Source organism: Streptomyces sudanensis, from assembly GCF_023614315.1.
Classification (GTDB): domain Bacteria; phylum Actinomycetota; class Actinomycetes; order Streptomycetales; family Streptomycetaceae; genus Streptomyces; species Streptomyces sudanensis.
The window spans coordinates 2,052,679-2,075,618 of the sequence record NZ_CP095474.1 but is presented as its reverse complement, the minus strand read 5'-3'; the positions used below and the strand labels follow the sequence as shown (position 1 = coordinate 2,075,618).

Here is a 22,940-nt window from a genome sequence, read left to right as displayed (position 1 = left end):
AGCGTTAACGCCGCTTCCGTCCCGGGAGGGGCGGCGCCCGCCGCGTCCGCCGCGTCCGCCACCGTGTCCGTCGCCGACGACGGGCGCCGCCCCTCCCNGGGCGACCACCGCGACCAGCCGGTCCAGCGCCGCCGCCTCCCGCGGGGTCAGCGCCCGCCCGGCCGCCGCGTACTCGGCGCCGTCCGGCGCGTACAGCGCGGCCCGCCCGTCCAGCCGCGCGGCCAGCACCCTCAGCACCGCCGGCACGGGGCCGGGGCGGGCGGCGGCCGTGGCGAGCGCCCGCTGCGCGTCCGTCACCCGCCGCAGCTCGTGCAGGCGCGCGTCCGCCATCAGCCGCCATACCGCCCGGGCGACCGCCGCGAACGTCGTGCCCGGCTCCACCTCCACCAGCGGCAGCCCGTGCCGCGCGCACGCCGCGGCCAGCGCCCCGGGCACCGTGTCGTACACCGGTGTCACCCCGAAGCCCAGGGCCGCCGCGCCCGCCTCGGCGGCCCTGGCCGCGAACCGCTCCGGGTCGGCGAGCTGCACGCCCGCCGTGAGCAGCAGCTCCCCGCCCAGCAGGTACGGAAAGGGGTCGGCCATCTCGGAGGTGTGCACCCAGTGCAGTTCCGTGTCCGGGTCGCCGGCGACCAGCCGCAGCCCCAGCTCCCGCCGGGCCAGCAGCGCGGCCAGCCGCACCGGCGGGGCGAACGGCACCAGCGGCTCGGCCATGGACGTTTCCTCCACTCCAGGATCGGCGAATGGAGGAAATGTACACTTCTGCGGTTCCGGAGGCGCCCGTACCGTCGTATCCATGGGCGCCGTGTGACGTACGGCGCGAACGCAGGAAAGAAGGCACCCCCATGAGCAGCACCAGCGGCACGCCCCGCGGCCCCGTCGACTCCTCCCGCGTCCCGCGCTACGCCGGCCCGGCGACGTTCGCCCGGCTGCCGCGCCTCGACGAGGTCGGCACGGCCGACGTCGCCGTGATCGGCGTCCCCTTCGACTCGGGCGTCTCCTACCGGCCCGGCGCCCGCTTCGGCGGCAACGCGATCCGGGAGGCGTCCCGCCTCCTGCGCCCGTACAACCCGGCGCAGGACGCCTCGCCGTTCGCCCTGGCGCAGGTCGCGGACGGCGGCGACATCGCCGTCAACCCGTTCAACATCAACGAGGCCGTCGAGACGGTCGAGGCCGCCGCGGACGACCTCCTGGGCACCGGCGCCCGCCTGATGACGCTGGGCGGCGACCACACGATCGCCCTGCCGCTGCTCCGCTCTGTCGCGAAGAAGCACGGCCCGGTCGCCCTGCTCCACTTCGACGCCCACCTCGACACGTGGGACACGTACTTCGGCGCCGAGTACACGCACGGCACGCCGTTCCGCCGCGCCGTCGAGGAGGGCATCCTCGACACCGAGGCGCTCTCCCACGTCGGCATCCGCGGCCCGCTCTACGGCAAGCAGGACCTGACGGACGACGAGAAGATGGGCTTCGGCATCGTCACCTCCGCCGACGTCTACCGCCGCGGCGCCGACGAGGTCGCCGACCAGCTCCGCCAGCGCATCGGCGACCGCCCGCTGTACATCTCCATCGACATCGACTGCCTCGACCCGGCCCACGCCCCCGGCACCGGTACGCCCGAGGCGGGCGGCATGACCTCCCGCGAACTGCTGGAGATCCTGCGCGGCCTGGCCTCCTGCAACCTGGTCTCCGCCGACGTGGTCGAGGTCGCCCCGGCGTACGACCACGCCGAGATCACCTCGGTCGCCGCCTCCCACACGGCGTACGAGCTGACGACGATCATGTCCCGGCAGATCGCGGCGGCCCGCTCCACCGGGGCGTGATCCCGCCCGGCCGCCCGGCCGCCCGGCCGCGGGGGCGGAAGCCCGGCGACTGACGCCGACCCCTCCCGCACGGGGCCGGGCGGCCGTGCCCGTACGGGACGGGTGGCCGTCGCGGGGAGGAGCCGAGCCCTCCCGTACGGTGTCGCGCCGTCTTGTACGGGGCCGCCGTCCCGTACGGTGTCGCGCCGTCCCGTACGGGGCCGCGACCCCACCCGGTCTCGCGTCCCGTACGGGTACGGGCTCCTCGTAGGGGTACGGGCTTCCCTTACGGGTGCGGGCTCCCCGTAGGGATCACTGCCTCCCGTAGGGGACGGCCCAACCCGTAGGGGACGGCCCAACCCGTAGGGGACCGCCCAACCCGCAGGGGACCGCCCAACCCGCAGGGGACCGCCTCGTCCGTACGGGACCGCCCAACCCGCAGGGGACCGCCTCGTCCGTACGGGACCGTCCCGCCCGTACGGGACCCCCGGTACAAGACGGCCCCGCCCCGTACGGGGCCGTTCCCGAGGAGCCGGGCCGCACCGCGCGGCCGCCGCACCGCGCGGCCGCCGCACCACGCGGCCGCCGTACCGCCGCACCGCGCGGCCGCCGTACCGCCGCACCGCGCGGCCGCCGTACCGCCGCACCGCGCGGCCGCCNTACCGCCGCACCGCGCGGCCGCCGTACCGCCGCACCGCGCGGCCGCCGTACCGCCGCACCGCCCACGGAGGTCCGCCCCCATGACCCACGACCACGACCCCGTCCCGCGCCCCACCGCCGCGCGGACGGAGGCCGCCCTGAACCCTCCCGCCCGTCGCCCGGCCACCGCCCCTCAAGGAGGCGCTTCGCGCCGCGTGACGCCCGGGCGGACGGGCGGCGACCTCGTCGTCGAGACCCTGCGCGGCCTCGGCGCCACGACCGTGTTCGGACTGCCCGGACAGCACGCGCTCGGCCTGTTCGACGCGCTGGGCCGCTCGGACCTGGAGTACGTGGGCCTGCGCGTGGAGAACAACGCGGGCTTCGCCGCCGACGCCTACGGTCGGGTCACCGGCGAGGCCGCGCCGCTGCTGCTGTCCGCCGGACCCGGCGCGCTGACCGCCCTGCCGGCCCTGCAGGAGGCCGCCGCGGCCTCGGCGCCCGTCGTCGCGATCGGCGCCCAGGTCCCCCGCCGCGGCCTGGGCGGCGGACGCCACGGCTACCTGCACGAACTCCGCGACCAGCAGGCGTCCTTCCGCGACGTCGTGAAGTCGGTGCACCCGGTGCGCACCGCGTCCCAGATCCCCTCCGCCGTCGCGGCGGCCTGGGAGTCGGCGCTCACCGTCCCGCACGGGCCGGTGTGGGTGGAGATCCCCGCGGACGTGCTGTCGGCCCCGACGGAGCTGCCCGTGGTGACGGCGCCGGAGGCGTTCCCGCGCGAACTCGCCCCCCGGCCGGAGCTGACCGCGCTCGCGGCGCACTGGCTGTCGCGGGCCGAGCGCCCGGCGATCGTCGCGGGCGGCGGAGTGGTGCGCTCCGACGCCTCCGGCAAGCTGCTGGCCCTCGCCGAGCGGCTGTCCGCGCCGGTCGTGACGACCTTCGGCGGCAAGGGCGCCTTCCCGTGGGAGCACCCGCTGTCGCTCCAGTCGTGGTTGGAGGACCGGCACACCACCGACTTCCTCGAGGACGCGGACGTCCTGCTGGTCGTCGGCTCCGGGCTGGGCGAGCTGTCGTCGAACTACCACACGTTCCGGCCGCGCGGCCGGGTCGTGCAGATCGAGGCGGACCTGGGGAAGCTGGAGTCCAACCACCCGGCGCTCGGCATCCACGCGGACGCCCGCCTGGCCCTGTCGGCGCTGCTGGAGACGGTGGGGGAGCGCCGGGACCCGGCCGCGCCCGACCGCGTGCGGAAGGTCCTGGCGGCCGTCGGCGAGCGCCTCGACGCGCAGGACCTCACCCTGGAGCGGCGGCTGCTGGCCTCCGTGCGCGGCGCGCTGCCGGACGCCGCGCCGTCCTTCTGGGACATGACGATCCTCGGGTACTGGGCGTGGTCGGCGTTCGACGCCCGCCGCCCGGGCGCGATGCACTCCGCGCAGGGCGCGGGCGGCCTCGGCTACGCCTACCCGGCCGCGCTCGGCGCCGCCGTGGCCGACCGGAGCCGCCCGGTCCTGGCGGTCTCCGGCGACGGCGGCGCCCTGTACTCGATCGCCGAACTGGCCACGGCCCGCCAGCACGACCTGCCGGTGACCTGGCTGATCGTCGACGACGGCGGCTACGGCATCCTGCGCGAGTACATGACGGACACCTTCGGCCGGGCCACCGGCACGGAGCTGGCGCGCCCCGACTTCACGGCCCTGGCCGAGTCGTTCGGCGTGCCGGCGAAGCGGACCACGCCGGAGGAGCTGGAGGACGACCTGCGGGAGGCCCTGGCGGCGCCCGGCCCGTCGGTGGTGGTGCTCCCGGCGGTCCTCCGCATGTTCGCGCCGACCCACGCGGAGGACTGACGGGCCGTCAGGCGGCGTGCCGGGTCACCAGATGGACTCGACCCACTCCGGGTGGTCGATGAACGGGTTCCGGTTGTGCTGGTACCTGTTGTAGATCAGCTCGTTGCGGTTGCGCTCGAACGCGTCCGGCGGGTCCTGCACGTTCCACTGCTTCAGCACCGACAGGCGGCCGTGGAACGGGACGGTGCCGTTGGTGACGGCGTCGTTGGGCTCCAGGTCCGGCCAGCCGTCGGTGCCCTCGTAGCGGACGGCCATGTAGAGGATCATGCGGGCCACGTCGCCCTTGTCGGCGGCGCGCGGTTCGAAGCTGTTGGAGTCGGTGTAGCTGCCGGGCGCGCCGCTGACCGCGCTGCCGCCCATGTCGAAGTCCTTGTTGCCGCGGATGCTGTTGACCTGCACGTCGGTGGGGCGCAGGTGGTGCAGGTCGGTGCCGGGCCCGGCGGAGGTGCCGAAGTCGCCGTGGGACTGGGCCCAGACGTGCTCGCGGTTCCAGTCGCCGACGTCGCCGCCGTTGAGCGTCTTGCTGCGGGAGGTGCCGCTGTACAGCAGGCGGACGTTGGCGCTGTTGGCCGGGTCCTGGTCGGTGGTCTTCAGAGCGTCCCAGACCGCCGTGTACGAGAGCTTCGTCTGGTTGCGGATGATCGAGTGCAGGGCGCTCTTGAGGCTGGTGCCGGTCTTGCCGACGGCGCTCGCGTAGTACGTGTCGTCGTACGCGGTGACGGCGGCGGAGGCCGTCGCGGGCGCCGGCGCGGCGGCGGCTCCCGGTACGGCCACCCCGACGAGCAGGGCGGCGACGGCCAGGACGGGGAGCCTCCAGCGGCGTGCGGAGGCGGCCGGGGATGACGGCATGGGAGTCCTTTCCCGAGGCGGGCACACGGAGGAACGTTTCGGCGATCTACGCGGGTTGACTGCCGCGGCAAGGGGAGAGTGCCACGCCCGCGGCCACCGGGGCGTGAACGGAACGGGTCGGTCCCGTGTCGTTGTCATGGACGTGCCGACACGCCCGCCGACGCACCCGCCGGAGGTGATCCCGATCGGTCCCGGCCCGGCATCCCGGGCCGTCCGGCCGGGGCCACCGGACTCCTTCGACGGCCCCGACCGGATGCGCTCAGCGGGGGTCGTCCAGACGGCTGCCGATCTGTTCGTGGAGTTCGTGCGGCAGGTGGACGACCCAGCGGCCTGCGGCCTCGGCGGCCAGGTCGCGGCTCCAGCGCCGGCTGTTGCGTGCCGCCGTGCGCACCTCCCGGTCGCGGGCGGCGGCCGTGGTGGAGACGTAGCGACGGCGGTCGGTGTCGGGCAGGTCCTGTTCGAGCGCGCGGCTGGGGGTGAGCCAGTGGGCCGTGCTGCCCCGCAACAGGCGGCAGAGCTGGAGCTGCTGGGGTGCGATGACCGTGTGGAGCAGGGCGTGGGCGATCTCGCCGCGGGCCGGCAGGTGGGCGAGCATGAGCGTCCAGTTGGTCAGCTCGTCGACGAGCCGCTGGGCGGTGGCCACCGGCTCGGGCGGCTGGAAGACGGCCAACCGCCGGGCGGCCCGGGTGAGCCGGCCGGTGCGGTCGAGCAGGACGGCGTCGTCGGGACGGGGCAGGTGCACCATGCCTTGCCAGGTGGGGACTTCGTCGATGCCGGGACCGGCGGGGGTGAGGTGGAACTCGCCGCGCATCAGATCGTCGAAGACGACGGCGAGGACGCCGTACATGTTGGTGTAGGAGAGCCGGAGCGGTGCGAGCCGCGCCAGGAAGCCGGGGCCGTCGAAGTCGGCGAGGAGGTCGTCCCGGACGTAGAGGTACGCCTCGATGTCGGAGTGGGCGTCTGCTTCGCCCACGGTCCACGAGCCGTAGAGCAGTACGCCCTCCAACCGGGTGTCGGCGTGGGCGAGTCGCCGCAGGCGCGCGATGCGGTCGTCCAGGGCGGAACGGGCAGGGTGAACGGACATGGTGTGGTCGTGTCTCCTGAGGTGAGCGTGCGGGCACGCTGACGGAGCCCGGCACCTGCCGGGCGGATTTCCGTGGACCGTCGCGGCCCGCTCAGGAGAAGTTGCCCACGGCCGGGATCATAGGGGAGGGCTCGGCCGCCGGGCAGGCGGAAGCAGATCGAAGCGCTCGCGCCACCGCACGGACTCGCGCCGGGCCCCCTGGTCCTCCTCGTGCTGCTTCCGCGCCCCCGCTCAGCAGTACCCCGCCCGGCTCGACACCTCGAACCTGTACTCGGGCAGCTTCACCGCCGCGGCGTCACCGCGAAGCCCGGGAGCCGCCGTCTCGACGTGTCCCACCCGCGTACGGGTGACCGCCATGCAGAAGGCCGCTCCGGCCCCTCGGGCCGAGACCTCGTAGTGGGCCCGGCCGGACTCCGGGGGGCCGACGAGCTCGGCGTTCACACCGAACTGCGGAGCGTCTCCACCGCCGTGCTCGCCCACTTCCTGCTCGATCGTCGAGGCGTACGCGTCGAAGTCGGCCGACTCGTCGACCACCACCGGGTCGCCGTAGGCAGAACTGCCGTCCAGGGCCCGTGTCGCGCCCTCGACCGCGCTCGTCAGCTCGTCGGCGCTCCACTCCATGCGGTCCTCCACGGTCAGCCCCTGGAAACCGACGACGACACCGCCGAGCGCCGCGGCGACCAGGACGACGCGGGCGACCGTGAAGGCGGCGTCAGGGACGTCCGGGGCCGAAGGGTTCCACGACTCACGCAGGGCGCGCACGCGGTCCGCACTGACGCAGGCCATGAGGAGCAGCAGGGCACAGACCCCGAACAGGAGAACCGTCAGTCCCGACATCCCCGCCCCATTCCTCCACGCCACTGCCGTGGGCCGCCCCTGGCCGTCACCGTACGGCGACGGCACGTACCCGTATGTCATACCGCAGACGGGCGCGCCACGGTGCCGTCCCGGCCGGATCCGCCGCGCGGCGCGGGCGCGCCCGGTCCGGTGAGGACTTCGGCGGGCGGCCGGTGGCGCCCGCGTCGCCGGCCGCCCGTGTCGCCGGTCGCCCGTGTCGCCGGTCGCCCGTGTCGCCGGTCGCCCGTGTCGCCGGTCGCCCGTGCCGCAGACCGCCCGTGCCGCAGACCGCCCGCGCCCCCGGCCGCCCGTGCCGCAGACCGCCCGGTGAACCCCGGACCGGGTCCTAGGCCGAAAGGAGGATCTTCCCCCTCCCGGCGCACGCGGGGGATGAAAATACGACTCCGGCCTGTTGGGCCTTCCGGCAGAGCAGCGGAAACGGGAGGTCGGGACGTGAAGTCGGCGACGGGGGAACAACAGGCGCACACCGCGGAGCGGGGGTGGGCCCGCCGGCTGTGGGGCTACGCCTGGCGGCACCGCCGGGACGTGGTGCTCGCACTCGGCTCGTCGCTGGGCGGCATGGCGCTGATGGCGCTGGTCCCGCTCATCACCAAGATCGTCATCGACGACGTGATCGGGGCCGGCACCGGCTCCCTCACCCTGTGGATCGGCCTGTTCGTCGCCACCGCCGTCGCGGTGTACGCCCTGACGTACGTCCGCCGCTACTACGGCGGGCGCCTCGCCCTGGACGTCCAGCACGACCTGCGCACCGAGATGCACGCCACGATCACCCGCCTCGACGGCAGACGGCAGGACGAGCTGTCCACCGGGCAGGTCGTCGGCCGGGCCACCAGCGACCTCCAGCTCATCCAGGGCCTGCTGTTCATGCTCCCGATGACCGTCGGGAACGTCCTGCTGTTCGTCATCAGCCTCGGCGTCATGGTCTGGCTGTCCCCGCCCCTCACCCTCGTCGTCCTCGCCGTCGCCCCCGCCCTGTGGTTCGTCGCCAAACGCAGCCGCACCCGCCTCCACCCCGCCACCTGGTACGCCCAGGCGCAGGCCGGGCACGTCGCCGGAGTCGTCGACGGGGCCGTCACGGGCGTGCGCGTCGTCAAGGGCTTCGGCCAGGAGGAGCAGGAGACCGGCAAGCTCCGCGCCGCGGGCCGGGAGCTGTTCGCCGCCCGCCTGCGCACCATCCGGCTGAACGCCCGCTACACCCCCGCCCTCCAGGCCGTGCCCGCCCTCGGCCAGGTCGCCATGCTGGCGCTCGGCGGCTGGCTCGCCACCCGGGGGGAGATCACGCTCGGCACCTTCGTCGCCTTCTCCACCTACCTCGCCCAGCTCGTCGGCCCCGTCCGGATGCTCGCCATGGTCCTCACCGTCGGCCAGCAGGCCCGCGCCGGCGTCGAGCGCGTCCTGGAGCTGATCGACACCGAGCCGTCCCTGCGCGACGGCACCCGGGACCTGCCCGCCGACGCGCCCGCCGGCATCGAGTTCGACGACGTCTCCTTCTCCTACGGCGACGACGGGCCCCCCGTCCTCGACGGCTTCTCCCTCACCGTCCGCCCCGGCGAGACCGTCGCCGTCGTCGGCGCGTCCGGCAGCGGCAAGTCCACCGTCTCGCTCCTGGTGCCCCGGTTCTACGACGCGACCGGCGGCACCGTCCGCGTCGGCGGCCACGACGTGCGCGACCTCACCCTCCGGTCGCTGCGCGCCGCCATCGGCCTCGTACCGGAGGACAGCTTCCTCTTCTCCGACACGGTCCGGGCCAACATCGCCTACGGGCGGCCCGACGCCACCGACGAGGAGATCGAGGCCGCCGCCCGCGCCGCCCAGGCCCACCGGTTCGTCACCGACCTGCCCGACGGCTACGACACGACCGTCGGCGAACACGGGCTCACCCTCTCCGGCGGCCAGCGCCAGCGCATCGCCCTCGCCCGGGCCATCCTCACCGACCCCCGGCTGCTCCTCCTCGACGACGCCACCTCCGCCGTCGACGCCCGCGTCGAGCACGAGATCCACGAGGCGCTGCGCTCCGTCATGGCAGGGCGGACCACGCTCCTGATCGCCCACCGCCGCTCCACCCTCAACCTCGCCGACCGCATCGCCGTCCTCGACGGCGGACGCCTGTCCGACATCGGCACCCACGACGAGCTCCAGGAGCGCTCCGCCCTGTACCGGCGGCTGCTCACCGACCCCGACGAGCTGGGCGGCGTCTCACCCGGCCACCCCCTCCCCGGCGGCACCCCGGACGAGGACGAGCACACCGTCCGGGACGAGCTGGACGCCGAGTTCGACGCCGAACGCGGCATCACCCCCGCCCTGTGGGACCGCGAGGCCGCCGCGCCCGGCCCGGCCTCCGCACCCGGCGCCACACCCGAGCTGCTCGCCCGGCTGGAGGCGCTGCCGCCCGCGACCGACACCCCCGACGTGGACGAGGCGCGCGCCGTGCGGCCCGAGCAGTCGTACGGCCTGCGCCGCCTGCTGCGCGGCTTCGGGGCGCCGCTGCTGGTCAGCCTGCTGCTCGTCGCCGTCGACGCCGGGATGGGCCTGCTGCTGCCGGTGCTGATCCGGCACGGCATCGACGAGGGCGTCACCCGGCTGTCGCTCGGCGCGGTGTGGGCCGCCTCCGCACTGGCGCTGCTCACCGTCCTCGCGCAGTGGGCGGCCCAGGTCGGCGAGGTCCGCATGACCGGCCGGACCGGTGAGCGGGTGCTGTACGCGCTCCGCCTGAAGCTCTTCGCCCAGCTCCAGCGGCTCGGCCTGGACTACTACGAGCGCGAGCTGACCGGCCGGATCATGACCCGGATGACGACCGACGTGGACGCCCTGTCGACGTTCCTCCAGACCGGCCTGGTCACCGCCTTCGTCTCCGTGGTGACCTTCTTCGGGATCATGGTCGCGCTCGTCGTCATCGACGTGCAGATGGCGCTCGTCGTCTTCGCGACGCTGCCCGTGCTGGTCGTCGGGACGTTCTTCTTCCGGCGCGCCAGCGTCCGGGCGTACGAGCTGGCGCGCGAACGGATCGGCGCCGTCAACGCCGACCTCCAGGAGTCCGTCGCCGGGCTGCGGATCGTGCAGGCGTTCCGCCGCGAGAAGTCGGGCGCCGCCCGGTTCGCCGAGCGCAGCCTGGAGTACCGCCGGGCGCGGGTGCGCGGCCAGTGGCTGATCTCCGTGTACTTCCCGTTCGTGCAGCTGCTGTCGTCGCTGGCCGCGGCGGCGGTGCTGGTCGTCGGCGCGGGCCGCATCGAGGCGGGCACCCTCACCGCGGGCGCCCTCGTCGCGTACCTGCTCTACATCGACCTGTTCTTCGCCCCCGTGCAGCAGCTGTCGCAGGTCTTCGACGGCTACCAGCAGGCGTCCGTGTCGCTCGGCCGGATGCAGGAGCTGCTGCGCGAGCCGACCTCCACGCCGCCCGCCGCCGACCCGCGCCCGGTGCCGTCGCTGAAGGGCGAGATCGCCTTCGAGGACGTGTCCTTCGCGTACGGCGACGACGAGCCGGCCCTCAGCGGCGTCTCCCTGCGCATCCCGGCCGGGCAGACGGTCGCGTTCGTCGGCGAGACCGGCGCGGGCAAGTCGACGCTGGTGAAGCTGGTCGCGCGGTTCTACGACCCGACGTCCGGCCGGGTCACCGCCGACGGCACCGACCTGCGGGAGCTGGACCTCACCGCGTACCGGCACCGCCTCGGCGTCGTCCCGCAGGAGGCGTACCTGTTCCCCGGCACCGTGCGGGACGCCATCGCCTACGGGCGGCCCGGCGCCACCGACGCCGAGGTGGAGGCCGCCGCGCGGGCGGTCGGCGCGCACGACATGATCGCCACCCTGGACGGCGGGTACCTCCACGAGGTCGCCGAACGCGGACGCAACCTCTCGGCCGGGCAGCGGCAGCTGATCGCCCTGGCCCGCGCCGAACTGGTCGACCCGGACGTGCTGCTGCTCGACGAGGCGACGGCGGCCCTGGACCTGGCGACGGAAGCCCAGGTCAACGCCGCCGCCGAGCGTCTCGCGGGCCGCCGCACCACCCTGGTCGTCGCCCACCGCCTGACCACCGCCGCCCGCGCGGACCGGGTGGTGGTCATGGACCGCGGCCGGGTCGCCGAGGACGGCACCCACGAGGAACTGCTGGCCCGCGGCGGCCGGTACGCCGCCCTGTGGCGCACCTTCGTGGGTGAGCCGGAGCCCGAGCGCGTGGGGTGAGGGGGCGGTCGGGTCCGGGCGCGGCGCCCGGACCCGACCCCCGGGCCGACGGCGCCGCGCCCGCCTTTCCGTTCCCCCGCGGACCCGACCGGTCGGCCGCGACATACGATTATTGACCGTTCGGTCTCGATAGGGTTAGGGTCTCCGGTGTGGCCAGGACCAAGGAATTCGATCCGGACGCCGCGCTGCAGTCGGCGCTCGAGCTGTTCTGGCGGCGCGGGTACGAGGCGACGTCGATGGCGGACCTCGTCGAGCACCTCGGCATCGGCCGCGCCAGCCTCTACGCGACCTTCGGCAGCAAGCGCGAGCTGTACCTGAGGGCCATGGACCGGTACGCCGAGACGCGCGACCCGCTCCTCCTGGCCGAGCTGTCCCAGCCGGGCCCCGCGCTGCCCGCGGTGCGGGCGGTGGTGCGCCGCTTCGCCGCGGAGGCCACCTCCCCGGAAGGGCGGTCGAAGGGCTGCTTCGTCACCAACACCGCGGCCGAGCTGGCCCCGCACGACCCCGAGGCGGCCCGCCGGGTCGACATCGGCTGGGAGCGCTTCGAGACCTCGCTGCACTCCGCGCTCGTGCGCGCCCGCGCCCAGGGCGAGCTTCCCGAGGGCCGCGATCCGCGCGCCCTGGCCCGCATGCTGCTCGTCCTGCTGCAGGGCGTACGGGTCGTCGGCAAGGCGTCGGGCGATCCGGCCCGGGTGCGGGACGCGGCCGAACAGGCGCTGGCCCTGCTGGACTGAACCACGCCCGCCGGAACCACCGGGCCGTCGTGTGCCCGCATAATGAACCGATCAGTCAATTATTCGCGGGTGTGGCCGCCGTGGACGCCGTACGGGTCGCCACCGTGCGGTGCCGATGCGCCCGAGGAACCCGCCACTTCAAGGGAGCCACCGAAATGAACCGCTTCACCGGCAGGACGGCCCTCGTCACCGGCGCGGGCTCCGGCCTCGGCCGCGCGATCGCGCTCGCCTTCGCCGCCGAGGGCGCGTCCGTGGTCGCCGCGGGACGCACCGCGGCCTCCCTGGACGAGACGGTCGGCCTCGTCGAGGCCGCCGGCGGCACGGCCGTCGCCGTCACCGCCGACGTCACCGACTCCGGCCGGCTCCGGAACCTCGTGCGCGAGAGCGTCGCCCGCTTCGGCGGACTGGACATCGCGGTCAACAACGCCGGGATACTCCGCGCCACCGTGCCCGTCGGCGAGGTGAGCGAGGAGGACTGGGACGCGGTGCTGCGGACCAACGTCACCGGCGTCTGGCTGGCCATGAAGCACGAGATCGCCCACATGAGGGAGAACGGCGGCGGCGCCATCGTCAACGTCTCCTCCAACCTGGGCGCACACCTGCGGATCCCGAATGCCGCCGCGTACATCACCTCGAAGGCGGCGGTCTCCGCGCTCACCCGCGCCGCCGCCCTCGACCACATCCACCAGGGCATCCGCATCAACGCGGTCAGCCCCGGCGCCTCCGCCGCCCCCATGTCGCTGCGGCCCGGCGAGACCGAGGCCGACCGCGCCGAGCGGATGAAGACGGAGAACCCGCTCGGCCGGGTCGCGGAGGCCGAGGAAGTGGCGGCCGCGGTGCTCTACCTCGCCTCGCCCGCGGCCGGCGCGGTCGTCGGCACCGACCTGGTCGTCGACAGCGGGGCGTCGGCCTGACGGTTCCCGGCCCGGGGCGCCACCCCCCGAGTCGGGCGTCCGCCGGGGGAGGGGACCCTTCGGGAGGAGCGGTGGCGCACGGCGGGGCCCGGCGTCCGGCCGGCCGAGTGCCGTGCCCGGGTGGTCGCACCGATGTCGGAGCAGGCGGATTCCGGTGGGGTGGCCACGACTGCACCGGGAGTCTCGGAAAGGTCGAGCGCACCCCGTTCCCCCTCGTCCTCGTCGCCCTCCTCGCGGACGGTCGCGGCGGTCATGGGTGAACCGTGCGGGCTCCATCCGCGACGGTTCGTAATCGGCATTTGCCGGTGCTTAAGGAAATCCTTAAGCTCGGTATCGGTGTCGAAGGGAGCCGTCTTGAGCCGGTCGATCAAGGTCACCAAGGAGTACGCGGAGTGGTTCAGGACCCTGATCAAGGAGGGTCTGGGCTCGGCCTCCCAGGTCGCGCAGGCCGTGGCCGCCCTGCGTGAGGCGGGACCGACTCTGGGGCGTCCTCTTGCGGACCGGCTGAAGGGCTCGGAGCTGCATCGTCTGAAGGAGCTGAGGCCGGGATCGGGCGGACGCTCCGAAATCCGGATCGTCTTCGCCTTCGATCCGACCCGCTCGGCCCTGCTGCTCCTCGGCGGTGACAAGGCCGGAAACTGGGAGCACTGGTACCGCGACAACATTCCGCTGGCCGAGCGGCTCTACCACGATTACGTCGGTGACGAGGACTGAAGGAGTAGCCATGCCCAAGAAGGCCGCGCAGGACTGGGAGACCTTGGAACAGGAGCTGTACGCGGCCGGTGTGGAGCCCGCCGAGGTGGAAGCGGGGTCCCGCCGGCTGCTCGCCGAGGCGCGTGGCCGCCGACTCGGCGAGGCGCGCAGGCAGTCGGGGATGGCCCAGCGGGACGTGGCGGCCCGGATGGGGGTCAGCGTCGCCCGGGTCTCCCAGATCGAACACGGCGAAGGCGCCACCCTGGACGTCATCGCCCGCTATGTGGAGGCACTCGGCGGGAGGCTGGAACTGGTCGCGGACTTCGGCGACCGCACCCTGCGCATGCCGGCCGGCAGCGGTCAGGACGGCGCGGCGGCATAGCCGCCGTCGGGTGGAGACGCCGCGGGCCCGGCGTCCGGCCGGTCGGGTGCCGCGGCTGAGTATGCGTACCGATGTCCGAGTGGGCGGGTCCCGATGGGATGGGGGCATGAGCGTGAACAGCACCGGGCCCGTGTCCCCGCACCCTCCTCTCTCCGCCCGCGCACTGCGGGTCACCTCCCTCCTCTGCGGCATCGGGCTGCCCCCGCTGTGGCTGGCGGCCTGGCTGGTGCCGCTCTCCGGGACGCGGGGCAGCCAGTGCCTCGTGTACGGGGGGACCTGCGGCGACGGATGGCCGGACGGGACGCTCCCGTTCTGTTTCACCGCGGTCGCCGTTGCCTGCTGCGTCGTCCTGTTCACGCCCGACCGGGGCGCGCGCGCCGCCACCGTGCGGAGGTACGCGCTGGCCGCGCAGGTCCTCTTCTCCTGCGTCAGCGTGCTCCCGGTGCTCACCTGGGCCGCCTGACCGGGCGCCGGCCCGGACCGACCGGCCGGAAGGCAACCCTCCGGGGGCCCGCCGCGTCGTACGGGTCGTACGCGGACGAGGGCGAGGGGGCCGGCTGGTGTTCGGGTGGGGTACGGGAGCGCGGCGCGGCCGGATCGCGGTCGCGGCCGGGGTGGCCGCCGTCGCCGTCGCCGGGGTCGTCGCGACCGCCGGACCGGGCACGGCCGCCGTGCACGCCGGCGGGTCGGCGGGCTGCTCGGGGCGCCTCGCCAAGGCCGTCCGGTTCGCCACCGGGGAACTGCGGGTCTACAAGAACCGCCAGTACGCCTGCGCCGTCACCGTCGCCAAGGCCCCCGGCGCCCGCCGCCCCATGGCCGTCACCCTCCAGTCGCGCGGGGGGCGGGCCGTCACCGACACCGGACGGTTCACCCACCGGGCCGGGGCGGTGACCGTCCACACCCTCAACCGGTGCGTCCGCGCCACCGGTTCGGTCTCCGGGCGCGGTGGCGCCACCGGCTGGATCCTCTGCTGACCCGTCGTCATCAGGCTGCCGACCCACCTCCGCCGGGCTGCCGACGCACCTCCGCCGGGCTGCCGACGCAGCGTCATCCGCCGCGCCGCCGGGCCCCGGTTCGCCGCGCCGCCGGTCCGAGGGCTGGTCACGCACCCGCGCGCACCGCTAGGTTCACCGCGACCGCAACGAACCCAGTGGAAGGCAGCGCATGCGCACGACGCTCAGATGGCTGCTGTCGCTCGCGGTGCTCATAGGCACCCTGAGCACGGCCGGAACGGCCGGCGCCGCCGGCCGGGACGGCGCCGCCCCGGACATCGAGGACCGCCTCCTCGCGATCCCCGGCATGTCCCTCGTCGAGGAGACGCCCTACCCCGGCTACCGTTTCTTCGTCCTCGAGTACACCCAGCCGGTGGACCACCGGCGCCCCGCGAAGGGCACCTTCCAGCAGCGCCTCACCGTGCTGCACAAGGACACCAGCCGCCCCACGGTCTTCTTCACCAGCGGGTACGGCCTCAACACCAACCCCCGCCGCGCCGAGCCCACCCGGATCGTCGACGGCAACCAGGTCTCCCTGGAGTACCGTTTCTTCACCCCCTCCCGCCCCCAGCCCGCCGACTGGTCCAAGCTGGACATCTGGCAGGCGGCCTCCGACCAGCACCGGCTGTTCACGGCGCTGAAGGGGATCTACGACCGCAAGTGGGTCGCCACCGGCGGCTCCAAGGGCGGCATGACCGCCACGTACTACGAGCGGTTCTACCCGCGCGACATGGACGCCGTCGTCGCGTACGTCGCGCCCAACGACGTCGTGGACCGCGAGGACTCCGCCTACGACCGGTTCTTCACGACCGTCGGCACCCAGGAGTGCCGCGACCGGCTGAACGCCCTCCAGCGCGAGGCCCTCGTCCGCCGCGAGCCGCTGCAGAGGAAGTACCGGGAGTGGGCCGCCGCGGAGGGCGCCACCTTCCGCACCGTCGGCGGCATCGACAAGGCGTACGAGGCGGTCGTCCTCGACTTCGTCTGGGGCTTCTGGCAGTACTGGGGCGAGGAGGACTGCGCGGGCATCCCGGACGCCGCCACCGCCACCGACGACGTCGTGTACGAGACCATCGACACGTACGCCGGCTGGTCCTTCTACACCGACCAGGGCCTGGAGCCGTACACCCCGTACTACTACCAGGCGGCCACCGAGCTCGGCTCGCCGAGCCTGCGCATGCCCCACCTCGCCGGCCTCACCCGCTACGGCTACCAGCCCGCGCACACCTTCGTGCCGGACGACATCCCGGTCAGGTTCAAGCCGTGGGCGATGCGCGACGTCGACACCTGGGTCCGCCACAACGCCCGGCGCATGCTGTTCGTCAACGGCGAGCACGACCCGTGGAGCTCCGAGCCGTTCCGCGTCGACCGGGGCGCCAGGGACAGCTACGTCCTCACTGCGCCCGGCGCCAACCACGGCGCCAGCATCGCGGGCCTGAGGGAGGCGGAGCGCGACCTGGCCACGGCGAAGCTCCTGGAGTGGACGGGCGTCGCCCCGGCCGCCGTCCAGGCCGACCCGGACCGCGCCGCGCCGCTCGCCCGGTACGACGCCCGCCTCGACAAGCGGGAGATCGAGCGCAAGCCGCGGTTCCTCCCGTAGCACCTCCCGCAGCACCTCCCGTACGAAGCGACGGGGTGCGCACCCGGTGGACGCCGGGCGCGCACCCCGTCGCGCGTTCCGCGGACCGCCCGGAAGGGACGGCCCGGAAGGGACTCCCGGCGGGGACGGCCCGGAAGGGACCGCCCGGCGGGCGCGACCGGCGGCTCAGTACGACAGGCCGTACCCGATCGGGTACAGCACCCGCGTCGGGTCGTCGGCGCGCCGCACCGGCACCGGGAGCCGGCCCTCCGGGCGGGCGCGCCCGGCGACGACCCGCGCGGCGGCCCGCAGCTCCACGTCGGTCCACCCGTACGCGGCGAGCGCCGCCCGGTGCCCCGTCAGGTGCGCCACGTCGTACGGGTTGCGGACGGCGACCGTGACGACGGGGACGCCCGTCGCGGCGAGCCGCGCGACGAGGGTGCGCTGCGCGCTCGCCGCCGACACGTTGTACGTGGCGACGACGACCGCGTCCCGGCCGGCCGCCGCCGCGACCGCCTGCTCGATCCGGGCGGCGGACGGAGCGGTCCCGGTGGACAGGGCGGTCGCGGCGAAGCCCAGCTCGGTGAGGGCCGCGGCGAGCGTCGCGGTCGGCGGGCCCGTCGTCCCGGACGGCGACGCCGGATCGGCGCCGACGACGAGCAGGTCCCGGTGGGTGAGCCGGTTGAGGGGCAGCAGCCCGCCCTCGTTGAGCAGCAGCGTCGTCGTCGCCTCGGCGATCCGGTCGGCGGCGTCCAGGTGGGACCGCCTGCCGACGACCCGGTCCACCCCCTCGTGGGTGACGTACGGGTCGCGCAGCAGGCCCAGCCGCGCCTTGAGCCGCAGGACGCGCAGGACCGACTCGTCCAGCCGGTCCTCGGGGATTTCCCCGCCGCGCACGGCGTCCAGCACGGCGTTCCAGGCCAGGTCCAGGTCCGGCGGGTTGAGCAGCTGGTCGCAGCCCGCCTTCAGCGCCAGCACCGGCACCCGGTCGTCGCCGTACTTGGTGCGGACGCCCTCCATGGCGAGCGAGTCGGTCACCACCACCCCGTCGTAGCCGAGCCGCTCCCGCAGGATGCCGGTGAGGATGGGCCGCGACAGGGTCGCCGGGTCCTCCGACGGGTCGAGGGACGGCACGACGATGTGGGCCGTCATCACCGCGTCGATCCCCGCGGCGATCGCGGACCGGAACGGCGGCGCGTCCAGCGTCTCCCACTCCTCGCGGGTGTGGTGGATGTACGGCAGCTTGGTGTGGCTGTCGTCGGTCGTGTCGCCGTGGCCGGGGAAGTGCTTGGCGGTCGCGGCGACCCCGGTCCCCCGGTACCCCTTCACCTGCGCGGCGACCAGCCGGGCCACGGCCCGCGGGTCGGCGCCGAAGGACCGCACGCCGATGACCGGGTTGGCCGGGTCGACGTTCACGTCCGCGACGGGCGCGTAGTTCTGGCGGATGCCCAGCGCGGCCAGTTCGGTGCCGGAGAGGTGCGCGGCGCGCCGGGCCGCGTCCCGCGAACCGGACGCGCCGAGCGCCATCGCGCCGGGCAGCAGCGTCGCGGGCTCGCCCACCCGCGCCACGGCGCCGTGCTCCTGGTCGGTGGAGACGAGCACCGGCACGGGGGTCCGCCCGGCGAGGGCGGCGCGCTGGATGCCGTTGGACAGGTCGGCGATCTGGTGCGGGTCGCGGGTGTTGTGCGCCCAGGCGAAGTAGATGATGCCGCCGACGCGGTAGCGGGCGACCAGCTCGGCGGCGGTGCGCACGCCGATCTCGCGGAGGTTGGCGTCGACGTCGGCCTGGTCGGGGTGGGTGGCGGAGTGCCCGTACACCCGCATGACGAACAGCTGGCCGACCTTCTCCTCAAGGCTCATGCGGGAGAGGAGCCGCAGGAGCCCGCGCTCCCGGGCGCCGCCCGCGTCGTGCCCGGCGGCGGACACCGGGACGGGCGCGGGGACGGGGACGGCGGCGGCCCGCGGGGCGGCGGCCCCGGTGGCGGCGGTCGCGGCGGCGGTGGCGGTGGCGGCGAGGACGGTGCGTCGGGAGGTGGCGCGGTGGTGCACTGGTGCTCCTTCCGGCCGTACGTGACGAGAAGCGGAGAAAACGTCCGAGGCGTCACACGTAGGCGAAAGCACCCGCCGGGTCAAGGACGCACGCAGGACGGACCCGCGTCCGGCGCCCCCCGGCGACCCGAGTGCCGGACACGGCGCCCGCCGGGAGGAGCGGGTGCCTAGGGTGGCGGCATGGACTCGCGGACGTACCTCTCCGAACTGTTCTCGCTGGACGGCCGCGTCGCCCTGGTCACGGGCGGCAGCTCCGGCATCGGCCGGGCCGTCGCCGGGGCCCTGGCCCGCGCGGGCGCGAGCGTCGTGGCCGTCGCCCGGCGCGAGGCGGAACTGGCCGCGACCGTGGAGGAACTGGAGGGGGCCGGCTGCCGCGCCGCCCGGGTCGCCGCCGACCTCGCCACCCGCGACGGCGTGCGGGAGGCGGCCGAGCGGGCCGCCGCCGTGTTCGGGGAGCCGGACATCCTGGTGAACTGCGCCGGGATCAACCTGCGTCCGCCGATGGGCGAACTCGACGAGGAGGTGTGGGACGCGACGATGGCGGTGAACCTGGACGCGCCGTTCCTGCTGGGCCGGCGGTTCGGGCCCGGCATGGCCGAGCGCGGCTTCGGCCGGATCATCCACGTCACCTCCCAGCAGGCGCACCGCGCGTTCGCCCGGAGCGGCGCGTACGGGGTGTCCAAAGGCGCCCTGGAGTCGCTGGCCCGCTCCCAGGCGGAGGCGTGGTCCCCCTACGGGGTCACCTGCAACACCCTCGTGCCCGGCTTCGTCCCCACCCCCCTCAACGAGCGGCTGCGGTCCGACCCCGCCGTGGTCGAGGCCCTGGCGGAGCGGACCCTCGCCGGCCGCAACGGGGTCCCCGGGGACTTCGCGGGCGCGGCCGTGTTCCTCGCGAGCCGCGCCTCGGCGTACGTCACGGGCCAGTCGCTGTTCGTCGACGGCGGCTTCCACGCGCACTGAGCGGCCCTTCCCCGAACCGCGGACGGACTCCGGTGCCGGGCCCGGCCTTTGCGCGTACCCTCCGGACATGGCTGATCAGCACTGGGCCGACGTGGGAGGCATCCGGTTGTCCTACCGGGTGTCGGGCCCGCCGGACGCCCCGCCGCTCGTCCTGCTGCACGCGCTGGGCGAAGGCGCCGACGACTGGGAGGCGGTGACGCCCGCCCTCGCCCGCGACCGGCGGGTCCACGCCCTCGACCTGCGCGGCCACGGCCGGAGCGACCGGCCGGGCGCCTACTCGCTGGAGCTCATGCGGGACGACGTACTCCGGTTCCTGGACGTGCTCGGCCCCGGCCCGGTGGACCTGGTCGGGCACTCCATGGGCGGGGTCGTGGCCCATCTGCTCGCGCAGGACCGGCCGGAGCGGGTGGGACGGCTCGTCCTGGAGGACGTCTCGGCACCGCGCCCCCGCAAGCCGACCGCCCCGGTCAGGCCGGACGGCGACCTCGCCTTCGACTGGGAGGTCGTGCCGGCCGTCAGGAGGCAGATCGACACGCCCGACCCCGCGTGGCTGGAGGGCCTCGGCGCGATCACCGCCGAGACCCTCGTGGTGGCCGGCGGTCCGGGCAGCCACGTCCCCCAGGAGGGCGTCGCCGAACTGGCCCGCCGCATCCCCGGCGGGCGGATGGTCACCATCCCCGTCGGGCACCTCGTCCACCGTGCGGCACCGGAGGCGTTCACCGGGGCCGTCTCGGCGTTCCTGCGGGCGGGGGAGGGCACCCCTCCCATCCGCCGGGCGCGCCGCGCCGTTCAGCCGTAGCGGTCGAACAGGGCCCGTACGTACGCCTCCAGCCGCCCGGCCAGCACGGCGGGCGTCAGGTCGGTGCGGCCCAGCTCCCGCCAGGGGGTGCCGACCTTCCCGCCGTCCGGCGCGTACGCCAGCGCGTCCAGCAGCCGCCAGTACAGGTGGTCCGCCGGGTCCCGGGACAGGGTGCCGCCCGCCTCGGCGTACAGGTCGGCGAAGCGCATGCCCGCCGGTACGCCGTGCAGCAGCGCCAGGGCGGTCGAGCAGTGCGCCACGTCCAGGTCGGCGGGCCCCCAGGAGGTCTCCACCCAGTCGACGACGCCGCTGATCCGCGTCGCGTCGCCGTCGCCCTCGAAGAGGACGTTGCCGGGGTGGAAGTCCCGGTGCAGGAAACACCCCTGATGGTCCGGCGCCTCGCGGCGGATGGCGTCCACGGCCCGCCGCCACAGTCCGGGGCGCTCGGTACCGGCGGGCGGCCGCACCCGCTCGGGCGAGGTCCACGCCTGGTACGCCCGGGGCCGCTCCCGCGCCGTCACGGCCACCCGGTGCACGTCCAGCAGCCGGGCCGCCAGGAGCCCGCGGCGCCGCCGTGCCCCCGCGTCGTCCACCCGTACGGCCCCCGGCAGCAGGGACATCAGCAGCGACGGGTGGGCGCAGTGCGCGGCGGTCGCGTTCACGGCGACCGGTTCGGCGGCGGGCACGTCCGTACGGGCCAGGAGCCGCAGCACGTCGGCCTCGCGGTTCAGCAGCCCCTCCGCGTGCCGTACGTAGAAGGGCTCGACGAACGACCGCAGCACCAGCGACCGCCGCCCGCCGGGCCCCTCGACGTCCAGGCGCCGCATCTCGGAGGTCCAGCCGCCCCGCAGCGGCAGCACGCCCACCACGCTCTCCCCTGCGGCGAGTTGCTCCTCCACCCAGGCGCGCGTCGCACCCGGAAGACCCGTCCCGGCAGCCATGGCACCACCCTAGCCCGCCGTCCGGAGGGGCGATCCGCGGACGCGGTACAACCTTTCCGGCGCCGGTACTGGAGCCGGCTTCGGCTTCGGCTCCGGGCCGGGCCCGGTCGGTGACACCGCCTCGGCGGGAGGGCCGGCGGTCGGGAGGCTGCGGGCGGACCGGGCCCGGCCCGGAGNNANANNTNNNGANNANNCAGCNGTGCTGCCCGCGGGCGCCGGAGGGGAAGGGCCGGGCCGCGGCGACCGGCCGGGCGGCGGGCCGCCCGCCGCCCGGCTCAGGCGGTCCCGGCGGTCCCGGCGGGTCCGGCGGTTCCGGTGATCCCGCCGGTCTCGGCGTTCCCGCCGGTCTCGGAGGAGCGGTTGGCCAGGCCCCGCGGCGGCGCCTTGACCCCCACGATGACGTCGCTGACCGAGATGTACCTGCCCTTGGCGCCCATGCGGAAGTCGGTCGCCGCGGCGTGGATCTCCTCCAGGGTGTCGGCCTCGATGAGGGTGATCTGGTCGTACTTGCCGTTGAGACCCGAGGTCACGACGTGGGTCAACTGCTTGGCCCACTTCGACAGGTCCCGCGCGTGGGCGGCCGAGACCTCGTGGATCTTCTCCCTGCCCAGCTCGAAGTAGGCGGGGTCGATCTGCATGAAGAGCAGCCCGATGTATTTGTTGCGATCCGCCAGCTGATGCACGGCGGTCTCCTTTCCCGCCTGCGCGCAGGCGGTGTGTGTGGGGGGGGAGGGTTCCGCCCAGTTATCCCCGGACCCCGCGAGGGGGTAATCCGGGCCTCACCCCCGCGGGCGCGGGCCGGATGGACCGGCGCCCCGCGACGCGGACGCCCGGCTCCGCACCGCCGCGCGGAGGACGGGCGGTGCGCGCCGCCCGTATATTCGCCGGCACCCGCCTCCGCCGACCGGAAGGATCGCGCCGTGCCCGAGTGGAGCTTCGTCCTTCGGCTCAACCAGCCGCTGACCCCGGAACAGGCCGACGCCTTCGACCACTGCGACGCCTTCGCGGACGGCTCGGTGTCCTACGTGCTGGGCCCCGAGGACCCTGCCCGTCATCCGTACCGCGGGCAGGACGGCCCGGCGCTGCGGGAGTCGGCGTGCGACGTGGAGGCGCCCACGCTGCTGGAGGCGGTCGCGCGGGTGGCGCGTGACATCAGGCTCGTCCCGGGTCTGCGTGCGGTCGGTGTCCGGCACGACGACGTCGTGACGCTGGGCGAGGCCGCGCAGCGGTGTACGCGCAGCGGTGTACGCGCAGCCGCCAGTCGCTCGTGCAGTTGGCGCGCGGGCAGCGCGGGAACGGCGGGTTCCCGGCCCCCGAGGTGGAGACGGGTGGGACCGCCTTCTACTCGTGGTCGAAGATCGCGGCCTGTCTGCGGAGCATCGGCGACGACGTTGCCCCGGTCTCCCGCGACGTGGTCCTCGCCGACCACATCCTCCGCGTCGTGGACGAGGTGGAGCGGGCGGACGTCCCCCCGCCGGTCCTCCGGTCGCTGGGCCTGACCGCCGCGTAGGGCGCGCGGGCCGCCCGCCGCCGGGAGCCGCAGCCCGCTCCCGCGGACGTCCCGGCCCCTCCCGCACTCCCCGTTCTCCCCGCCCTTCCGGGGTCCGCGGCGCCGCACCTGCCGTGAACCGTCCACCGCGGACCNCGNACCCGC

General features: G+C 75.0%; 20 protein-coding genes. 13 read left to right on the top strand and 7 right to left on the bottom strand.

All coding sequences use genetic code 11. The features are described 5' to 3' along the window. Positions 1 to 98 precede the first annotated feature (98 nt). The coding region (locus MW084_RS09570; RefSeq protein WP_275563546.1) for a PucR family transcriptional regulator ligand-binding domain-containing protein at positions 99 to 711 on the bottom strand (613 nt) is incomplete at its 3' end. Positions 712 to 842: 131 nt separating this feature from the next. Here MW084_RS09570 and speB point away from each other — a divergent pair. Both speB and MW084_RS09560 read left to right on the top strand, forming a co-directional pair. After that, positions 843 to 1,820: an agmatinase gene (gene speB, locus MW084_RS09565; protein ID WP_010472392.1), complete on the top strand. Its 978-nt coding sequence runs from the start codon at positions 843 to 845 to the stop codon at positions 1,818 to 1,820. 719 nt (positions 1,821 to 2,539) lie between these two features. After that, the gene (locus tag MW084_RS09560) at positions 2,540 to 4,279 is read left to right on the top strand and encodes a thiamine pyrophosphate-binding protein (protein WP_275563545.1); all 1,740 of its coding nucleotides are present in this window, start codon (positions 2,540 to 2,542) and stop codon (positions 4,277 to 4,279) included. A gap of 24 nt (positions 4,280 to 4,303) precedes the next feature. On the opposite strand, the gene MW084_RS09555 is transcribed toward MW084_RS09560, so the two are convergent. The 3 genes from MW084_RS09555 to MW084_RS09545 all read right to left on the bottom strand — a co-directional run bounded on the left by MW084_RS09555 (position 4,304) and on the right by MW084_RS09545 (position 7,049). Further along, complete coding sequence (locus MW084_RS09555) at positions 4,304 to 5,128, bottom strand: endonuclease I family protein (protein WP_010474668.1); 825 nt, start codon at positions 5,126 to 5,128, stop codon at positions 4,304 to 4,306. Between the two features lie 259 nt (positions 5,129 to 5,387). After that, the gene (locus tag MW084_RS09550) at positions 5,388 to 6,212 is read right to left on the bottom strand and encodes a nucleotidyltransferase family protein (protein ID WP_010474667.1); all 825 of its coding nucleotides are present in this window, start codon (positions 6,210 to 6,212) and stop codon (positions 5,388 to 5,390) included. A 231-nt stretch (positions 6,213 to 6,443) separates the two neighbouring features. Continuing rightward, positions 6,444 to 7,049 carry a hypothetical protein gene (locus MW084_RS09545; RefSeq protein WP_010474664.1) on the bottom strand — a complete coding sequence of 202 codons (606 nt, stop codon included), beginning with the start codon at positions 7,047 to 7,049 and terminating at the stop codon, positions 6,444 to 6,446. Positions 7,050 to 7,502: 453 nt separating this feature from the next. Here MW084_RS09545 and MW084_RS09540 point away from each other — a divergent pair, with 453 nt between their 5' ends. From MW084_RS09540 to MW084_RS09505, 8 genes are all read left to right on the top strand, one after another. Then, a complete protein-coding gene (locus MW084_RS09540) occupies positions 7,503 to 11,246 on the top strand; it encodes an ABC transporter ATP-binding protein (protein WP_010474662.1) in 3,744 nt (1,247 codons plus the stop codon). 149 nt (positions 11,247 to 11,395) lie between these two features. Continuing rightward, positions 11,396 to 11,980 (top strand): TetR/AcrR family transcriptional regulator, encoded by a 585-nt coding sequence (locus MW084_RS09535; protein WP_010474660.1) that lies wholly within the window; start codon positions 11,396 to 11,398, stop codon positions 11,978 to 11,980. Between the two features lie 155 nt (positions 11,981 to 12,135). Further along, positions 12,136 to 12,894, top strand: coding sequence for an SDR family NAD(P)-dependent oxidoreductase (locus tag MW084_RS09530; RefSeq protein ID WP_010474658.1), 759 nt, complete (start codon positions 12,136 to 12,138; stop codon positions 12,892 to 12,894). A 354-nt stretch (positions 12,895 to 13,248) separates the two neighbouring features. After that, positions 13,249 to 13,608, top strand: a complete 360-nt coding sequence (locus MW084_RS09525) for a type II toxin-antitoxin system RelE/ParE family toxin (RefSeq protein WP_029553810.1) — start codon at positions 13,249 to 13,251, stop codon at positions 13,606 to 13,608. 10 nt (positions 13,609 to 13,618) lie between these two features. Then, positions 13,619 to 13,969, top strand: coding sequence for a helix-turn-helix domain-containing protein (locus MW084_RS09520; protein WP_010474654.1), 351 nt, complete (start codon positions 13,619 to 13,621; stop codon positions 13,967 to 13,969). Positions 13,970 to 14,075: 106 nt separating this feature from the next. Further along, positions 14,076 to 14,432 carry a hypothetical protein gene (locus tag MW084_RS09515; protein WP_010474652.1) on the top strand — a complete coding sequence of 119 codons (357 nt, stop codon included), beginning with the start codon at positions 14,076 to 14,078 and terminating at the stop codon, positions 14,430 to 14,432. A gap of 97 nt (positions 14,433 to 14,529) precedes the next feature. Then, positions 14,530 to 14,943, top strand: a complete 414-nt coding sequence (locus MW084_RS09510) for a hypothetical protein (RefSeq protein ID WP_010474650.1) — start codon at positions 14,530 to 14,532, stop codon at positions 14,941 to 14,943. A gap of 190 nt (positions 14,944 to 15,133) precedes the next feature. Further along, the gene (locus MW084_RS09505) at positions 15,134 to 16,558 is read left to right on the top strand and encodes a S28 family serine protease (RefSeq protein WP_010474648.1); all 1,425 of its coding nucleotides are present in this window, start codon (positions 15,134 to 15,136) and stop codon (positions 16,556 to 16,558) included. Between the two features lie 165 nt (positions 16,559 to 16,723). Here the strand turns inward: MW084_RS09505 and MW084_RS09500 are convergent, their stop codons facing one another. Next, the gene (locus MW084_RS09500) at positions 16,724 to 18,586 is read right to left on the bottom strand and encodes a glycoside hydrolase family 3 protein (protein ID WP_255115345.1); all 1,863 of its coding nucleotides are present in this window, start codon (positions 18,584 to 18,586) and stop codon (positions 16,724 to 16,726) included. A gap of 180 nt (positions 18,587 to 18,766) precedes the next feature. On the opposite strand from MW084_RS09500, the gene MW084_RS09495 reads away from it, so the two are divergent. Beyond that, the gene (locus tag MW084_RS09495) at positions 18,767 to 19,546 is read left to right on the top strand and encodes an SDR family NAD(P)-dependent oxidoreductase (protein ID WP_010475390.1); all 780 of its coding nucleotides are present in this window, start codon (positions 18,767 to 18,769) and stop codon (positions 19,544 to 19,546) included. Between the two features lie 67 nt (positions 19,547 to 19,613). Continuing rightward, complete coding sequence (locus tag MW084_RS09490) at positions 19,614 to 20,345, top strand: alpha/beta fold hydrolase (protein WP_029553876.1); 732 nt, start codon at positions 19,614 to 19,616, stop codon at positions 20,343 to 20,345. On the opposite strand, the gene MW084_RS09485 is transcribed toward MW084_RS09490, so the two are convergent. Both MW084_RS09485 and MW084_RS09480 read right to left on the bottom strand, forming a co-directional pair. Beyond that, on the bottom strand, positions 20,336 to 21,286 hold the full coding sequence (locus tag MW084_RS09485) for a phosphotransferase family protein (protein WP_029553877.1): 951 nt from the start codon (positions 21,284 to 21,286) through the stop codon (positions 20,336 to 20,338). The two genes, MW084_RS09490 and MW084_RS09485, sit on opposite strands and share 10 nt — an antisense overlap. A gap of 275 nt (positions 21,287 to 21,561) precedes the next feature. Next, positions 21,562 to 21,969 (bottom strand): hypothetical protein, encoded by a 408-nt coding sequence (locus MW084_RS09480; protein ID WP_010475396.1) that lies wholly within the window; start codon positions 21,967 to 21,969, stop codon positions 21,562 to 21,564. Between the two features lie 545 nt (positions 21,970 to 22,514). Here MW084_RS09480 and MW084_RS09475 point away from each other — a divergent pair. Then, a complete protein-coding gene (locus MW084_RS09475) occupies positions 22,515 to 22,796 on the top strand; it encodes a hypothetical protein (RefSeq protein ID WP_010475398.1) in 282 nt (93 codons plus the stop codon). The last annotated feature ends 144 nt before the right edge of the window (positions 22,797 to 22,940 follow it).

Coding starts and splice junctions, on each gene's coding strand:
- MW084_RS09505 (WP_010474648.1), top strand. CDS start 15,134: ATGCGCACGACGCTCAGATGGCTGCTGTCGCTCGCGGTGCTCATAGGC.
- MW084_RS09545 (WP_010474664.1), bottom strand. CDS start 7,049: ATGTCGGGACTGACGGTTCTCCTGTTCGGGGTCTGTGCCCTGCTGCTC.
- MW084_RS09515 (WP_010474652.1), top strand. CDS start 14,076: ATGAGCGTGAACAGCACCGGGCCCGTGTCCCCGCACCCTCCTCTCTCC.
- MW084_RS09495 (WP_010475390.1), top strand. CDS start 18,767: ATGGACTCGCGGACGTACCTCTCCGAACTGTTCTCGCTGGACGGCCGC.
- MW084_RS09490 (WP_029553876.1), top strand. CDS start 19,614: ATGGCTGATCAGCACTGGGCCGACGTGGGAGGCATCCGGTTGTCCTAC.
- MW084_RS09530 (WP_010474658.1), top strand. CDS start 12,136: ATGAACCGCTTCACCGGCAGGACGGCCCTCGTCACCGGCGCGGGCTCC.
- MW084_RS09485 (WP_029553877.1), bottom strand. CDS start 21,286: ATGGCTGCCGGGACGGGTCTTCCGGGTGCGACGCGCGCCTGGGTGGAG.
- MW084_RS09520 (WP_010474654.1), top strand. CDS start 13,619: ATGCCCAAGAAGGCCGCGCAGGACTGGGAGACCTTGGAACAGGAGCTG.
- speB (WP_010472392.1), top strand. CDS start 843: ATGAGCAGCACCAGCGGCACGCCCCGCGGCCCCGTCGACTCCTCCCGC.
- MW084_RS09560 (WP_275563545.1), top strand. CDS start 2,540: ATGACCCACGACCACGACCCCGTCCCGCGCCCCACCGCCGCGCGGACG.
- MW084_RS09550 (WP_010474667.1), bottom strand. CDS start 6,212: ATGTCCGTTCACCCTGCCCGTTCCGCCCTGGACGACCGCATCGCGCGC.
- MW084_RS09555 (WP_010474668.1), bottom strand. CDS start 5,128: ATGCCGTCATCCCCGGCCGCCTCCGCACGCCGCTGGAGGCTCCCCGTC.